This window comes from Gilliamella sp. App4-10 (genome assembly GCF_001690495.1).
Classification (GTDB): domain Bacteria; phylum Pseudomonadota; class Gammaproteobacteria; order Enterobacterales; family Orbaceae; genus Gilliamella; species Gilliamella apicola_G.
The window spans coordinates 38089-54841 of record NZ_LZGS01000046.1; the positions used below are offsets into that span (position 1 = coordinate 38089).

Genomic DNA, 16753 nt, shown 5'->3' on the forward strand with positions numbered 1-16753 from the left:
GTGTCCGCAAGTGCTTATCTATTTAAAAACATATTTAATATAATATAATACAAATCAATAAGTTATAGTATGCTTTACAAGTAATTTGGGTAAAGCACTTTATGAGTTTGTAGCGGATAATTTTATAATTAAGTTTAAAAAATGGTTATTTTCTAACGGCTAAATAATTGCATTCTGCTTTAGGCTATTTAGCTTCTGTTGAATTTGCCAACAAATTAAATATATGTTATTTTGTATAACATATCGCAAAAAAAAAGTAAAATATGAAGTGAAATTAATACTGGCTTTTTTGTTCCTAATACCAATCAGTGCAATAGTGGAACATACATTAATTGCGCCCAGGATAGAGGGTTTTGGTGTTTGTGAGTTAGCCATAAATAAGGGAATTTCCAGTTCTAATGAAGCTTTGCTTATTGCGAGTCTATTAATGTGACCTCAGCTTCCTTTCTTGAAAAGAAACTATCAATGTTTGGAAATTTTAAGAGTGTAAATGGTAAATTTCAAATAAGCTATGTTATATCTTTACCTCTCTTGTGCTATGCTGTTATGGAACAAAAAGGCGAAATTAAAATAAATAAAAAGAAGATAAGTTATCAGTTAAAATTATTAAAAGACAGCATGTTGCCAGTAGTTATTTATCTTTTTTCTAACTACTTCAGTGTAAGTTAAAGTGCCTATATTGAAGATATGATTGCAAAATTAGATAGCAGAAGTTTAATGCAACTTAGTGATGGAACTATTCCTTTGGATAAATATTTTGCAAGCAGAATATATCCGTGGTCTATTAATTCAAACCAATCACTTGTTGATAAGGTTAGAAAAGCGTCATTAAATGAAATCTTAACGCAAATATGTGAAATGAGTCCCTCCGGTAAAAATAAAATTCGATCAGTTATTACTCTTAGCTCAGTTCGCTATACTTTTCATAATGTTTGGGGGAGTATAGGGTATAAAGAAAAAATGCAATTAACTGATTATTCAACGGACTCCATTAAGCGTTTTCGATTCTATTTAATTAATAAATATAAAACAAACAATAAATTAAATGATAAATTAACTTTAAATTTTAACTTTTTTGATGAGATTGCTTCTCTTTCTAAAAATATAATGAAAGATGATTTAAATAAATTTTTCGAACCTCTGAATTATGACTCTTCAGGTAAGCTTACTCTCTACAGTTGGGCCGATTTAGGGAAAAACAAATCATCTAAAATAAAAATTTATGCTGATATTGGGTTTAATATGATGGTTGTTTATCAAGCGATACCAACGCTTGAAACTTCAGTTGTTAGATATCGTTATTATTTAGATTTTCGTAATATGAGCCATGGCATCTATTCAGTTGATAGACCTGTTCAATTCTCAGTTGAAAATAAAATACTATTTTGGTATGTCTATCCGAGGTCTTTAACGGCTGTTTATTATAATCCTTTTTCTGAAGATTTTTATAATTCCAAAGAAAATGAAGTTAAAAGTGAAATTTCCGATTATGCTGACATAGTTCGTGCTTCATGTATTGGTAAAGAAAAAACTTTTTCACATCAGATTGAACCAGTATAAAATGGAGATTGGCATGAAGAGAAAATGACGACTGAAGATTTACAAAAAATAAATGGTCCTTACAATATAGGTTCCAATTCCGACAGATTTTCATTTTATAGTGATTATACCTTTGATTGGTTCAAACAATCAAAAATTAATAAGTATGACATACCCGAAGCTCATCCTATGGCTAATAATGCAGATATAATAAAAAAGGCAATTTTACGCCATCATGATAACGGGACTGTATTTGTCGTTTCTCATTATGTTGATATTGCCTCTGATTCTTTTGAAGAAGATAGAAATCATGCTAAATTTAAAATTGAGATAGATAATAAAGAATACAATTCAAATGTATATTTTGATACTATTTATAATAAGTATAATTTATATCAGTTAATTAAGTCGTTAGATGGATTTAAAATATTTTGTAGTAAGTAAAATTTAGGTAAATATTATAAATGATCATTTATAGAAACGTTTTTTATTTCAATTAGTATTAATGTTTATCAATTTTTGTTTCTTAGTTAATGAGTAACCAATTGAATAGTTAACATAATTTATATTTAATTAAACAATATTAATGGGAATTTATTTTAATTTTAGTGTATATATTATCGAGTAATAACCGCACGGCTACTAATTTATGTTAAAAGTATTAATATGTACTAACCATATGGCTAGTATAGGAGGTTCTGAAATTGTCGCCTTAGAAATTGCAGAATGCTTCAAAAAAAATAATTATATAGTTGATATCGTTGCCAATTATATAGGCTCTCCAGTTGCTGATATTGTTAAAAATTCAGGTGTTAATTTATTAACCACAGACGACTTACCAGATCCTTTCAAGTATGATATTGTTTGGGCTCAACACCAGGTGTTGCCTATACTGGTTGATCATTATATAGATAATTTTAATAATAAAACATACTTTGTATTTGCGCATTTATCTCCTTATGAGCATTTAGAAACTTTTGGCTTATATACTGAGAGATTATTAGCTAATAAAATTTTTGCTAATAGTAAAGAAACGTTTAATCACTTATGTGATTTAGGTTTACCTACTAATATTAGTAATATTTTATTTAATGCATCGCCAGCTGAATTTTTCCATGAAAAAACTGCAAATGAAGAATCATTAAAAAACATAATGTTAGTTAGTAATCATCCTCCAGAAGAAATCTTGGATGCGATGGAAATTTTAAAAAATGAATATTTATTAAATGTAACGAACATTGGTGTTCGAGGAAGTACAGAGCGTTTAACTCCAAAAATGATTGAAAATGCTCATGCTGTTGTTACCATTGGAAAAACTGTTCAATATGCTATTGTGGGTGATACTCCAGTTTATTGCTATGATCATTTTGGTGGGATTGGCTGGTTATCCGTAAATAATTATAAAAAAGCAGAAGAGTTTAATTATTCTGGGAGATGTTGCTTAAGAAAAATCTCTGCACGGGAGATAGTTGAAGAAATAATTGTTGGCTACGAAAAAGCTAGAGAGGATATTCACAAAATTAGGCGTGAAGTTTTATCTAAATATTGTTTAGATTCCTATATTAGTGCCATAATCAAAGAGTCCCAAGAAAATATTAACACAAGATTTATCGGTTTAGAGGATCGGCAAAAAATAAGATCTGAATCAGAAATTGTTAAGTCAATTAAACAATATTACAATGCATATAATGAATTATCTGTATACCATAATAATCTATTGAAAAAGATTAACGATTTATCGTCTCAAAATGATCATTTATTATCTGATAATAGTATTAATATGGAAAAGTACAATGTATTATTAAGCTCTTATAATAAATTAGAAAGTCGATATTTAAAATATAAGAATACATTTTTTAAAAAATTAGCAAGAACAATAAAGAAAATATATAACAAAAACGTAGATTAAATGAATAAAAACCAATCTTTACAAAAATGATTATCTATTTTTATGGTAAATCATTTAAAAAGATTGGTTGTACTTTTGTTTTTTTGTATTATTTAGTATATTAATATTTAAGCAACTATACTTTTCTAGCTTCCTTCCATAACTTATCAATATTTAGATTAACGATTAAATCAGAAATACCTCTTGGGTTATTCATTAATAATGGATCTAGTTTTACCACCCAACTGATGTCTTTGGTTCTTTCAGATTGTGCTCCAATATCAAAAACTAATGTAGGTATTTTTAGAGCCAAAGCTATTGATAAAGTGTAAGAAAATGTCTCTTCCCATATACTTGGTAATATAATTAAATCGGGAGAAATTTCTCTAATTTTATCAATACATTCTTTATTATTTTTGTATTTACCGGTGATTGTAACATGATTTGTTTTCATTACGTGTTGATCACCTGGATTACTAAATCCGACTAAAAAATAAGATAAATTTAAATTTCTATTTTTTGAATCAATTGCTAATGTAGAAAGTAATTGTGAACCTTTCTCAATACTAAGTGCACCTATTGATGCAATTTTTATTTTATTTTTTTGTTTTTTTCTCTCAGCAGGTAAAATATTACCTAATTCATCATCATGAGGGATAACATCAATGTCCAAATCAGGAAAATCCTTTAGAACTATATCCCTAGCGCAATAAGATGGTGATTCGATTTTAAAACAATTTTTTAAAAATGATGCATATGCCTTATGCCGTGCATAGGCGTCAGCAATATTAATGTCGTAATCAACCGGAACCGTTTTTACATTATACCAATGATTTCTTCGTGCTAATGAAGGTACCCCTTCATAAATATATTCAGGTTTTAGCAATTTATAATCATATGACATACAAGCATAATCGTGAATAATGAATTTGTAAGTTAAATTAGATGAAGCAAAATAAGATAAAATTTTCTCATGATGATGCCAATCAAGGCTGGCAAAGCTATTGATGTGTACTAAAATCGGTTGAATAGTTTTAAAAAATAGATCTAAAAAACCGAAGTCACAACTTAACGACAAATTTTTTAAATTGCAAAGATTAAATTGGCCATTTTCATGAAAATAAATAGAATAAAGTTTCTTGTCGTGAACTTTTAACAAAATACAATTAATACCTTGATCAGTATATTGACCTATTATTTTTTCTAAATATGTATTAATTCCCCCTTCCCATGCATGGGTAACAATTACAATACTCTCACTTTGCCCAATTTTCAATTTCAATCTTGCAACGTCCAAATTACGACGCAAAATAAAGACAGGATCTACATTTATAAAATTATGAACCAAATTAAGATAATTTGGATGTTTTAGATTTAATGCATTTTCTCCTTTTTTCATATTTTCAGCTTTAATGGCGGAGAAAGAAACAGATCCGACATGATATACAAATACATCACCAATGATAATATTTTTAAAACCAGCATGGATAGCTCTCATACAAAAATCATTTTCTTCCCCATATCCAACTTTAAAAGAATTATCATCAAGCATACCTATTTGATTAATTACTGTTCTTCTCATATAAAAGCAAAAACCAACACCAGTTGGTGTTTCGATATAGGATCCTTTATTTATTTTAGCTGCTAATTTATCTAATTCTGATGGTGAAATCTCGAGGTTGTGATTGTTATCTTGGCATGTAAAAGGATAGCTACATATAGTAGCATTATTTGACATAGGTGTTATTGTTGCAATAGTTTCATCTTTATCTGCATAATCAATCATCCTTTCAAACCAACCTTCAAAAACGAAAGCATCAGAATTAAGTAATATAACATCCAGATTATGGGATAAATTATTAATTGCAAAATTGATTGTTCTAACAAAACCTAGATTTTGCTCATTCAAATGGTAATCAAATAACCCTTTTTTTGATAATTCATTTAGTTTTATATTTAATTTTTCATCTGGTCCAGCATCATTGATAACTAGTAAGCTATATTGATCTGAAACTCTACTTTTTAATGCATGATAAATTGAACATAATGATTCATCTAATCCTTTATAAACAGGGAGTATAACCACACATTTCGTATTTGATGTATATTTAGCTGGTTTAAGGCGATCCCAAAGTTGATCTTGTGGTGATATAGGTGTAAACCACAACTTGTTAGATGAACTTAATAAATCAGAATTAGTTCTAGATGCTTCTGGTATATTATTAGTGGAATCAGTGACCAAATTAATAATATTATTTGTTACGAGCTGTTTTTTAGATAGAATATTAAAGCCCAAGAAGCTGACTGTTTTATAAGTACGATCTTTTTTAATTACGAGTAATTTTTTTAAGAAATACTGCTCTCTAGGATTAAAATTTCTTTTATATATAGTGAGCCACAAAAATTTAACTTTTACTGATTTTTGTGATGCTATCCGTTTTATCATTTATTTTCTCGCCATTATTTTATTCTAATTTTGTTTAGATTATAACCTGTTTTATGGTTTAATAAAATAGGTTATATATAGGAAAACATAGGGTTGTTTACACTTTATGATTAAAATAATTCTCTAAAAATTCTGAAAATCGTTTAAGCTTCTGTTTACTGTCTTTTGAATCACTAAATATTTGCTGATTATGCCATATCTCCATTAAAGTGCGTATCACTTTTTCTGCTTTCCCATTCTTTTGAGAGCAGGGTTGTTTTGTAAGATTTTGATTAATAATATAATTACCGCTCATTTTAACAAATAGGTGCTTGTCTGTGCTTTGATATTCACGACCATTATCCGAATAAATACAGTTAATGATATAAGAACATTGGGCTAATACGTCGTTGTATAGAAACTGTGCTGAGCTAAATTGGAATTTGTCTGGTTAGAGATCCTCAGCTCTTTTGAAAAATTATCAAAACCGATGAATAAATATTATCTAGTCTGCTATTAAATTTCGTCTTTAAATAAGGTAAACGCTTAGTGTCGACATACCGCATTTCATCCGGATAAGTTTTGTTCATAGCGTTCATTCTTACTGGTTAAGGAATCAACAGCTTTAATCTAGTTTGTTAGTATGTTATAAATGGTTGGACAACTGACTATAAAACGATTTTGCCTAATCGGTGGCGGTTATTTTTATGGTGTAGTCGCCATATCTCTTGTCTGTGATGCGGCATTAATTTTATTTTTTTCATGTATATTTGTTACAGTTGTTTTTCAAATTACTGTTAATAATTCCATTTATTTCAAATGGTTATAAATTATTTTAATTAACATTTAAAGCATGTTAAACTATGACTGATATTTGCTTAATTAACTTTTTTAAACATTATTAGCTAGTTATATTATAGCTATTTATATTTTGTTAAATCATTTATTGATTGGGACTAATATGAAAATATTAATTACGGGTGGCGCTGGTTTTATTGGTTCTGCTGTTGTTAGGCATATTATTAATCAAACAGAAGATGAAGTTTTAGTTATTGATAAATTGACTTATGCGGGCAATTTAGAATCATTAATTGAAATATCTAAAAATAAACAATTTCATTTTAAGCAAATTGATATTTGTGATCGAAAATCTCTTGATTCTACAATCATTGATTTTTATCCTGATATTATTATGCATCTTGCTGCTGAAAGTCATGTTGATCGTTCTATTGATAATCCTTCCGCATTTATAGAAACTAATATCATAGGTACTTATACTCTTTTGGAAGCTACTTTAGCTTATTGGAAAGCGTTAGATAGAAGTAAACAATCTACGTTTCGTTTTCATCATATTTCTACAGATGAAGTTTATGGTGATTTGCATGGAACAAATGACTTATTTACTGAAAAAACGCCTTACTCTCCAAGTAGCCCTTATTCAGCTTCAAAAGCCTCTAGTGATCATTTAGTTCGTGCGTGGTATAGAACCTTTGGTTTACCTATTGTTTTAACCAACTGTTCAAATAACTATGGTCCATATCATTTTCCAGAAAAATTGATCCCCTTAATGATACTTAATGCTCTCGAAGGCAAACCATTGCCCGTATATGGTAATGGTCAACAAGTAAGAGATTGGTTATATGTTGAAGATCATGCTAGAGCCCTTTACCTTGTAGCTACTAAAGCAAAAGTAGGTCAGACTTATAATATTGGTGGGCACAATGAACAAAAAAATATTGATGTAGTGAATATCATTTGTGAATTACTTGAAGAGCTAGCTCCAAATAAGCCAAATGGAATTAATTATTATAAGGATCTCATTACACATGTTTCAGATCGACCTGGTCATGATCAGCGATATGCTATTGATGCCTCTAAAATTTATCAAGATTTAGGTTGGAAACCACAAGAAACATTTGAAAGTGGTATGCGTAAGACTGTAATTTGGTATTTAAATAACAAAAGTTGGTGCGAGCATATTAAAGATGGTTCATATGCACGATCAAGACAAGGTATTATTTAATAAGGTAGATTTATGAGAGGAATTATACTTGCAGGTGGTTCAGGAACTCGTCTTTACCCTATAACTCGAGGTGTATCAAAACAGCTATTACCAATTTATGATAAACCAATGATTTATTATCCATTATCTGTACTTATGTTGGCAGGTATTCGTGATATTTTAATTATTACAACACCAGATGATTTCCCTATGTTTCAACGCTTATTAGGTGACGGTTCTCGTTTTGGCATTAAACTTAGTTATGCCAAACAACCTAAGCCAGAAGGCTTAGCTCAAGCTTTTTTAATTGGTGAAGAGTTTGTTCAAAAACAACATTGTGCATTAATTTTGGGTGATAACTTATTTTTTGGCGAAAGCTTCGGAAAAAAATTAGAAAAAGTAGAGTCTCAAAAAGAAGGCGCAACTATTTTTGGGTATCAGGTAGTAGAGCCAGAGCGCTTTGGCGTAGTTGATTTTGATAAAAATTTTAAAGTAGTATCTATTGAAGAAAAACCAATTAAACCAAAATCCAATTGGGCTGTTACAGGACTTTATTTTTATGATGAAAATGTTGTTGAAATGGCAAAGCAAGTGAAGCCATCAGCAAGAGGGGAATTAGAAATCACTACTCTGAATCAGATGTATTTAGAAGCTGGATTATTAAATGTTGAAATTCTAGGTAGAGGTTTTGCTTGGCTTGATACAGGTACGCATGATAGTTTGCTTGAAGCATCATCATTTGTTCAAGTTATAGAAAAAAGACAAGGGTTTAAAGTAGCTTGTCTTGAAGAAATTGCATATCGTAATGGGTGGTTAAGTATAGAGCAATTAAAAGAGGAAGTAATAAGTTTAGGTAAAACATTATATGGTCAATACTTATCAAAATTGATAGAAGGATAGGGGGTTATAATGGAAGTCATTCAAACTGAAATTCCTGATGTAAAAATCGTGCAACCTAAAGTTTTGGGAGATGAAAGAGGTTTTTTCCTTGAAACATTTGAGCAGAAACGTTATCAAAAAATGTTAGATATTGAACTTAATTTTGTACAGGATAACCATTCCCGCTCACAAAAAGGAGTTTTAAGGGGATTACATTTTCAAAAAGAAAATCCTCAAGGAAAACTTGTTAGAGTTGTTAGAGGAAAAGTTTTTGATGTTGCTGTAGATATCAGAAAAAATTCACCAACCTATGGAAAATGGGTTAGTGTTATTCTATCTGAAGATAATAAAACGCAATTATGGATTCCACCTGGCCTTGCACATGGTTTTTTGGTAATGTCAGATATAGCTGATTTTGAATATAAATGTACCAACTATTATGATCCATCATCTGAAGAGTGTTTATTGTGGAATGATCCGACTATAAATATCAATTGGCCAATATCAAATCCTATATTATCTGCTAAAGATAAATTAGGTAAAACTTTAAGGGAGTTATAATAAGTTCATGAAAGTTTTGTTAACGGGAGCCAATGGTCAATTGGGGCATTGTTTTAAAAATATATTTCCTAAAAATTGGACGTTACTTATAACTGATAGCCAAGAATTAGACATAACTGATAATTTAGCTATTGATAATTATTTCTCTATACATAGACCAGATGCCATTGTTAATGCAGCTGCTTTTACGGCAGTTGATAAAGCAGAAGATGAGTATGAATTGGCTTATCAAGCCAATGTTATTGGACCTGAAAATTTGGCTATTGCCGCTGAAAAATACAATGCTAAACTTGTCCATGTTTCAACTGATTACGTATTTGATGGAACAAAAAATCAACCTTATGTGGAAAGTGACATAACTAATCCAATCAACGTATATGGCGAAACTAAACGAAAAGGTGAACTCGCGGTTTTAAGCAATGACCCCTCAGCGATTATTATTAGAACTTCCTGGGTGTTTAGTGAGCATGGTAATAATTTTGTTAAAACTATGTTAAAGTTAGCAAGTGAAAAAATAGAGTTATCTATTGTGAACGATCAGGTTGGCAATCCAACTTATGCTGGAGATCTTGCCAGAGTAATTATTCAACTTCTTGAGAAAAAAATTGATGGAGGCATTTATCATTATTGTGGTGATGAGTCTACATCGTGGTTTTTATTTGCTAAAAAGATATTTGATATAGCATTAGAAAAAAAATTATTGACACAGGTGCCTGAAGTTTTTCCAATTAATTCTCAATCTTTTCCTACTAAAGCTAAAAGACCATTATATTCAGTGATGAGCATGGAAAAATTAAAAAAATATAATATATCGGGTTCAAATTGGAGAGAACAACTACTTTCTTGTATTTCTAAAATTAAATCTATTTAGGCTATTTGATGACTGTTTATTTTGCTGAATGGAATGCTGATTATGAAAAGTATATGGTTAATAGCATGAAATCTGAGCATGACGTTGTGCTTTTTAACAAATTAATGAAACATTTTAGGGATATTAATTTTATATTAGATAGAAAAAACCTTCCTAGGCAATGGTTTATCAAAATTCACCAATTTATGAAATTAAGAGCGTTAAAAACCAATGATATTCTATTATGTAGTGGCTTTGCTATTTCTGGATTTATTGACTTAGTTAAAAATCTGCAATGTCATCGAGTTCTGATATTACGTGATACTATTGAAGTTTTAAATAATAGTATGAAAAATAACAAAAAATGGTTGTGCCAAAATGAAGATTATGTAGATAAAATCACACCTTTTTTTGATAAAATTTATAGTTTTGATTTTGATGATTGCCACAAATACAATTTTACATATTTAAATCAATTTTTGCCATTTACTTATTCAGAAATGAAAAAATTGAGGGCTGAGTCAAATCATTTTTGTAACTCTATAAAAACTTGCTTTTTTATAGGTGAGTATTGGGAAAATAGGGCCGAGGTTATTAATAAAATTGCGCCCATATTACAACAACATGGTTATCAAACAGATTTTAATTTAATCAATTACAAATCAACCAATATAGATCATCAGCTTAATCAATCTGGTTATTATAAATCAGGAGAAAAAATCAGTTATTTTGAGAATATAGAAAAAGTAAAACATAGTGATATAATTTTAGAAATAGGACAAATTGGTCAAAGTGGAGTGACCTTAAGAGCTATTGAAGCTATTTTATTTAATAAAAAATTAATTACTACTAATAAATCTATAAAAGAATATGATTTTTATTCACCAGAGCAAGTTTTTATTCTTGATGATGAAAATTATCAAAATATTGATTTTTTTCTAGAGAATAAGTTTAAACCTGTTGCTTTAGATATTTTGTATCAATACAGTCCAGATGCAATGTTAGGTACGATTAGAAGTGCGTTCTTATAAATAATTATATTTTTAGATTTTTATTTTTTTTATACAATATCTTAAATAACAAATTATTCCCGAAAAAAATTTTCTCTGATGTAGTCTATGCTTTGCACAATATCTCATTTGCGTAGCTGAGGTAGCTGATAATAAAAGCGTTGATTTCCACGGCGAAGCAGATTTAGCATCAATAAAATATTTGGAACATTTGTAATCTTTTGCCCAACTATGCCATGGTTTAGTTGGTCCAATATAATGAATTAATATTGTTTCATCTGAAATAGGTGGGCAATGGTTGATGTCTGATTTATATTTTAATTCATAATTAATACTGACTTGTTGATTATATTTTCTATCAAGATATTTAACTTTTTCGAGCAATAACAGATTCAATACATCTTGATCCAGATGGGTGAATTTTTTTGATAGATTTGAATCAGAAAGTAACTCTAAAGCTTTACTATTTACATTAAATTCTTGCCATTTTTTCAGATTAATCAGTAAAAATCCCGCATTAAAGTAACCTGTTGATAATTTGTGTTCGTTGAGTCGAGTAGCACATTTATCCCACCATATTGGATCTTTTTCAGTCACTACATAGGCAACAGCATTGTCAAACTGCAATATAAATAAATCTTCCAATGATCCTTTACATATAATATCAGCATCCAGATAAAGTATTTTATCTGTTTTCTCATAGAAATAATCGGCAACTATAAATCTAAAGTAGGTCGCAATTGTCCAGTTTTTAGTAGTTGGTAGGTTAGATAAATTATTATCATCCACTAAATAAATTGTTATATTGGTGTTATATTTATCGGCAAGTTGCTCTAATTTCTTTTCAAGCTCATTGTTAATGTAATTTGTGAATATATGAAAACTAAAATCCAAATTAGGATTAGCTAATAAAATAGACGTGATTGAAACAGCACAACCCAAAAAAAAGTTTTTATCAATGCCATATGCAATGTTTAATTGATGAATATTATCATTGACTCCAAATCTTATTCTTTTTTTTATAATGTCATTAGCATTGAAATACATTGCCTATTTCCTATTGCATCACTCTTTAATACAATTAATTATTAATTGTTGAGTTGAGCTTTCTATACAGTAAAGAATAAAAACTTGTTTTGCTTTAATTGTGTATTATATAGGTAAAACAAATTTTTTCTAGTTGAAAAAGAATTGTAATAAAATTTCAAATTCATAGATTATGTATAGTATAATCTATATTCTAATTAACTTTGTGTATCTATTATGTCCAATAAATATAGCTCATTAAATACTATAAAACAATTGTGGCCATTTATTTATCCGCATAAAAAAGCTTTAATTGTTGCAATTATTGCACTTTTATTCAATGCAGCAACGGATGCAACTTTAATTTCATTAACAAAACCTTTGCTTGACAATGGATTGATGGATAAGAACTATGAGTTATTGATTCTTTTTTCAATTGGCATTATTGGCCTAATCGCATTACGCGGTTTATCAAATTATTGTTCTACCTATTGTCTTTCTTGGTTGTCGGGTAAAGTGGTAACTAAATTTCGGCAGTTAATATTTAACCATTTAGTAAAAAGTCCTATTAGTTTTCTCGACAAAAATCCTATTGGAGAGCTTGTTACATTAATAACATATAATACACAACTATTATCAAAAGCATCATCAGATGCACTTATTATATTAGTTAGAGAAGTAGCCTATGCTATTGGTTTATGTATAGTGATGTTTTATGGAAATTGGAAACTTGCTTCAGTTTTAATTGTTGTTGTGCCATTAGTCATTTTTATCGCTCAATTTATCGCAAAAAAATTTCGACATGCACTTATTTCCATGCAAAAAGGTATAGGAACTATTACAACTGCAGCAGATGAAATGCTAAAAGGGCATAAAGAAATTTTGATTTTTAATGCTCAAAAATATGAAAAAAATAATTTTTATTCAATTAATGAAGTCTTTAGGCGAGGTATTTTAAAGATCGTTCTAGTTTCTGGTTTATCAACACCGATCATTCAATTAGTGGCGACATTGGCTTTAGGGCTAATTTTATTTCTTGTCGCTAACCAAACACTAGATATTACACCAGGATCATTTACTGTCGTTTTTTCGGCTATGGTTGCTGTAATGCGTCCTTTGAGAGAGCTAACAAGTGTGCATCTTGAATTGCAAAAAGGTTCTGTTGCTTGTGAGTCACTCTTTGGGCTTCTAAATTCAGCAGTTGAAGAAGATAGCGGAACTATTGATTTAAAAAGAGCCAAAGGTAGTATTGAATTTCATCATGTGACATACACATATCCAACAAGAACATCGCCATCTTTAAATAATATTAGTTTTAAAATTAAAGAAGGTGAAACGGTTGCTTTAGTTGGCCGTTCTGGTGCGGGTAAATCCACTATAGCGAGTCTATTGCCACGATTTTATGATATTTCAGTAGGGGAAATATTATTAGATTCTGTGGATATCAAAAAGTACACTCTTAAATCGTTACGTAATCAAATTGGTTATGTTTCTCAGCGAGTTCATTTATTCAATGGAACGATAGCTGATAATATAGCTTATGGAGCAAAAAATAAGTTTAGTCAAGAAGATATCATAAATGCAGCAATACAAGCTAATGCAATGGAATTCATTGAAAAGTTGGAGCATGGTTTGGATACTGAAATTGGTGATAATGGTGTTTTATTATCAGGTGGGCAACGTCAACGAATTGCTATTGCTAGAGTTTTATTGCGAGATAATCCGATTTTGATTTTTGATGAAGCAACATCAGCTTTAGATAATGAGTCTGAACGATTAGTCCAACAAGCAATAGAACATTTACAAAAAAATCGTACTTCTATTATTATTGCACATCGATTATCAACAATTGAACGAGCAGATCGAATTTTAGTTATTGATCAAGGTAAAATAATTGAGGAAGGCACTCATAAAGGATTGTTATTACAAAATGGCCTCTATGCAAAAATGCATCAATTACAATTTAACACTTAATTAAAAAATATATTATGAAAAAAAATAATAATCCAGCTAATTCAGCAATAAATAATAATATTGATCAAGACTCATCAACTTGGCAAACTTTTTCTAAATTGTGGCCTTATATTGCTAAACATAAATTTATTCTTTTTTTATCAGTAATATTACTGATTCTTAGTGCTTTTGCAGACACTTCGCTTATTGCTTTGTTGCAACCATTACTTGATAAAGGTTTTGTAGAAAACGATCAGCATTTTTTAATGATGGCGCCTTTATATATCTTGGGATTAGTTTTATTACGGGGTGTTGCAAATTATGGATATGCTTTCTTTTTGTCTTTAATTTCAACTAAAATTGTCCTTAAAATTCGGCAACGACTTTTTAATCATTTTGTTGATGCGCCGGTAAGTTACTATGATCAAAATTCTACAGGAAGATTATTATCACGAATTACTTATGATACAGATCAAGTTGCTTCTTCTTCATCTGATGCTTTAATAACAATAGTACGTGAATCTGCTTTTATTTGTGGATTATTTTACACAATGTTTACCAATAGCTGGCAACTATCTTTATCGTTGATCATTATTACACCAGTTGTTATTGGTTTAATCACTTTTATTTCTGTAAAGTTTAGAAAACTGGCTAAAAGTATGCAGAACTCAATGGGTAGTGTCACGATGTCTGTTGAACAAATGTTAAAAGGTCATCGCGAAATTATTTTATTTGGTGCTCAAGACGAAGAATCTAAAAACTTTGATAAAGTAAGCAATAAGTTTAGACATGATTCAATGCGACTTGTGTCTATTTCTGCTTTATCAACGCCTATTATTCAACTTATCATTTCATTTGCAATTGCTTTTGTATTATTAATGGCAAGTGATCCTGACTTGAATATCACTCCAGGACAGTTTACCGTCGTTTTTTCCTCACTTGTTGCGTTAATGCAACCGATAAAGAGTTTAACTAGTGTTAATGCCGAGTTTCAGAAAGGAATGGCTGCTTGCCAAACTTTATTTGCTATTTTTGATCAACCAATCGAGAAAGATAATGGAAAAATCAATATTGATCGAGTTAAAGGAAACATTGAATTTAAGCACGTTAATTTTACTTATGCAACTAGACAAGAACCAGCTTTACAAAATATTAATTTCACAGTAGAACCCTATAAAACGATTGCTTTAGTTGGGCGATCAGGATCAGGAAAAACGACTATCGCAAGTTTGCTAACTCGTTTTTATGATATAAATGATGGTGAAATTTTAATTGATAATTATAATATTCAAGACTTTACTTTACATAGTTTGCGTAATCAAATTGGGCTAGTTTCGCAAAATGTTCATCTGTTTAATGATACTATAGCTAATAATATTGCTTATGGTCGAGTCGGTGAATACTCTCAAGAGCAAATCGAAGAAGCTGCTAAAAAAGCTTATGCTTATGATTTTATAAAAGGACTTGAAAAAGGGTTTAATACAATAGTTGGAGAGAGTGGAGTATTATTATCAGGTGGTCAACGTCAACGTATTGCAATAGCAAGAGCTTTATTACGAAATACTCCGATACTAGTGCTTGATGAAGCGACCTCTGCCTTAGATACTGAGTCAGAGCAAGTAATACAAAAAGCCTTAGAAGATCTTCAAAAAGGGCGGACATCAATAGTTATCGCTCATCGTCTATCAACAATTGAAAATGCGGATAAAATACTTGTTATTGATAGTGGCAAGATTGTTGAGCAAGGTAATCATGAAGAATTGTTATCAATGAATGGATTATATGCAAAATTATATCAAGGAAATTTTACAAATTAATAGAACAGGATTTTTACAGGCTTAGATGTAAAAATTTTTTGCTTGATAAGGTATTGAAGGGAGTATGATAATAAACTACGAGAATGTTTTACTACTTAAATAGGCAGAAAAATTTAATGGTAAAAGCGTTTAATTTAGCTATGAAGAGCCTTGTTAAATCAAAAAAAGTAAGGTCTATATTTTTTATGGAAAAATATCGTTCTGTAGCAAACCTTATGAATGATTAAGGAAGTGGGGGGATGCAATAGTAATAGTTACTTCCTATTTTTAAATCTCTTCGAGGAAATATCCTTAAGCTTTATGTTGATGTTGTAGCATAAAAATGGATTATCTTTCTTTATTAATAAATTTATTTCTATTGATGGTGTTTTATTTTATGATAGAAAGAAGAGTATAAAACAGATAAAAAACGGTTACAAAGTAATAAAATTGATGTTGTGGATAAATGCTATAAAGTGACAAGCGCTTTCCAATAATTCAAACTATCAATTTGCTACATACAACGAGTTGAATCAAAAAAATAAATTGTATGATATACATCTATATATTATCATCAATATGCATCCCACGTTTCACCAAAAAATTCTGTTCGATAAGTGGGTTAAATTGTTCAATATAACCGTTTTGATTTTAATATAATCAATGGTTGTTTATGAAGTTTCCATACTACTGTATTTTCTCCTTTGTGTATAAAGAGCTGAATTGCCCATATTGTATGTATGGCAAAGCCCTTTAACTGAAATGTTTGCCTCAGCTTCTTTTAAAATAGATACGATTTGGTGTTCAGTCATTTTTGCATATTT

Annotated in this window: 13 protein-coding genes; 10 read left to right on the plus strand and 3 right to left on the minus strand. The window is 29.7% G+C overall.

The features are described from left to right. Positions 1 to 687 precede the first annotated feature (687 nt). The 3 genes from A9G23_RS09635 to A9G23_RS09645 all read left to right on the plus strand — a co-directional run bounded on the left by A9G23_RS09635 (position 688) and on the right by A9G23_RS09645 (position 3448). Positions 688 to 1560 carry a hypothetical protein gene (locus A9G23_RS09635; RefSeq protein WP_141674931.1) on the plus strand — a complete coding sequence of 291 codons (873 nt, stop codon included), beginning with the start codon at positions 688 to 690 and terminating at the stop codon, positions 1558 to 1560. A gap of 24 nt (positions 1561 to 1584) precedes the next feature. Next, the gene (locus A9G23_RS09640) at positions 1585 to 1983 is read left to right on the plus strand and encodes a hypothetical protein (protein WP_065587403.1); all 399 of its coding nucleotides are present in this window, start codon (positions 1585 to 1587) and stop codon (positions 1981 to 1983) included. Positions 1984 to 2188: 205 nt separating this feature from the next. Further along, positions 2189 to 3448: a hypothetical protein gene (locus A9G23_RS09645; RefSeq protein ID WP_065587404.1), complete on the plus strand. Its 1260-nt coding sequence runs from the start codon at positions 2189 to 2191 to the stop codon at positions 3446 to 3448. Positions 3449 to 3563: 115 nt separating this feature from the next. Here the strand turns inward: A9G23_RS09645 and A9G23_RS09650 are convergent, their stop codons facing one another. Further along, positions 3564 to 5873 (minus strand): glycosyltransferase, encoded by a 2310-nt coding sequence (locus A9G23_RS09650; RefSeq protein ID WP_065587405.1) that lies wholly within the window; start codon positions 5871 to 5873, stop codon positions 3564 to 3566. A 940-nt stretch (positions 5874 to 6813) separates the two neighbouring features. Between A9G23_RS09650 and rfbB the strand changes: the two genes are divergently transcribed. From rfbB to A9G23_RS09680, 5 genes are read left to right on the plus strand one after another with little or no spacing between them, the layout of a single operon-like run. Then, positions 6814 to 7875: a dTDP-glucose 4,6-dehydratase gene (gene rfbB / locus A9G23_RS09660; RefSeq protein ID WP_065587407.1), complete on the plus strand. Its 1062-nt coding sequence runs from the start codon at positions 6814 to 6816 to the stop codon at positions 7873 to 7875. 12 nt (positions 7876 to 7887) lie between these two features. Further along, a complete protein-coding gene (rfbA, locus tag A9G23_RS09665) occupies positions 7888 to 8754 on the plus strand; it encodes a glucose-1-phosphate thymidylyltransferase RfbA (RefSeq protein WP_065587408.1) in 867 nt (288 codons plus the stop codon). Positions 8755 to 8763: 9 nt separating this feature from the next. Continuing rightward, positions 8764 to 9294 (plus strand): dTDP-4-dehydrorhamnose 3,5-epimerase, encoded by a 531-nt coding sequence (rfbC, locus tag A9G23_RS09670; protein WP_065587409.1) that lies wholly within the window; start codon positions 8764 to 8766, stop codon positions 9292 to 9294. 7 nt (positions 9295 to 9301) lie between these two features. Then, positions 9302 to 10165, plus strand: a complete 864-nt coding sequence (gene rfbD / locus A9G23_RS09675) for a dTDP-4-dehydrorhamnose reductase (RefSeq protein ID WP_065587410.1) — start codon at positions 9302 to 9304, stop codon at positions 10163 to 10165. A gap of 8 nt (positions 10166 to 10173) precedes the next feature. Beyond that, the gene (locus A9G23_RS09680) at positions 10174 to 11175 is read left to right on the plus strand and encodes a hypothetical protein (protein WP_065587411.1); all 1002 of its coding nucleotides are present in this window, start codon (positions 10174 to 10176) and stop codon (positions 11173 to 11175) included. A gap of 12 nt (positions 11176 to 11187) precedes the next feature. Here the strand turns inward: A9G23_RS09680 and A9G23_RS09685 are convergent, their stop codons facing one another. Continuing rightward, positions 11188 to 12201: a glycosyltransferase gene (locus A9G23_RS09685; protein ID WP_065587412.1), complete on the minus strand. Its 1014-nt coding sequence runs from the start codon at positions 12199 to 12201 to the stop codon at positions 11188 to 11190. A 216-nt stretch (positions 12202 to 12417) separates the two neighbouring features. On the opposite strand from A9G23_RS09685, the gene msbA (A9G23_RS09690) reads away from it, so the two are divergent. Both msbA (A9G23_RS09690) and msbA (A9G23_RS09695) read left to right on the plus strand, forming a co-directional pair. Beyond that, complete coding sequence (gene msbA, locus A9G23_RS09690) at positions 12418 to 14154, plus strand: lipid A export permease/ATP-binding protein MsbA (RefSeq protein ID WP_065587413.1); 1737 nt, start codon at positions 12418 to 12420, stop codon at positions 14152 to 14154. Between the two features lie 14 nt (positions 14155 to 14168). Continuing rightward, a complete protein-coding gene (gene msbA, locus A9G23_RS09695) occupies positions 14169 to 15950 on the plus strand; it encodes a lipid A ABC transporter ATP-binding protein/permease MsbA (RefSeq protein WP_065587414.1) in 1782 nt (593 codons plus the stop codon). A gap of 650 nt (positions 15951 to 16600) precedes the next feature. Here the strand turns inward: msbA (A9G23_RS09695) and A9G23_RS11550 are convergent. Further along, a complete protein-coding gene (locus A9G23_RS11550) occupies positions 16601 to 16741 on the minus strand; it encodes a hypothetical protein (RefSeq protein WP_176700616.1) in 141 nt (46 codons plus the stop codon). Between the last annotated feature and the right edge of the window lie 12 nt (positions 16742 to 16753).